This window comes from Pseudomonas rossensis (genome assembly GCF_039888995.1).
Lineage (GTDB): Bacteria > Pseudomonadota > Gammaproteobacteria > Pseudomonadales > Pseudomonadaceae > Aquipseudomonas > Aquipseudomonas rossensis.
The window spans coordinates 1-238 of sequence record NZ_JBBWCB010000396.1 but is presented as its reverse complement, the minus strand read 5'-3'; the positions used below and the strand labels follow the sequence as shown (position 1 = coordinate 238).

General features: G+C 55.5%; 1 pseudogene. It reads right to left on the bottom strand.

Annotated features, from left to right (window positions below):
* Positions 1-207, bottom strand: a pseudogene (locus WLY71_RS31020) (polyamine ABC transporter substrate-binding protein); the annotation flags it as partial.
* Positions 208-238: the final 31 nt, after the last annotated feature.

Here is a 238-nt window from a genome sequence, read left to right as displayed (position 1 = left end):
GCCGGCGAGCAGTTTGCCCTCCAGGGTTTCGTTGGAATCGAACACGTCGTAGATCACCTTGATCCCGCTTTTCGCCTGGAAGTCGACGAGAGTGGTCTCGCCGATGTAATCGGTCCAGTTGTAGACGCTGACGGTTGGCTGGGCCTGCGCAACGGCGCTGAACAATAACGCCAGGGCGACCGGCACCACGGATTTCAATAGACGCATTCGACACCTCTTTTGATTGTTGGATTTTTCA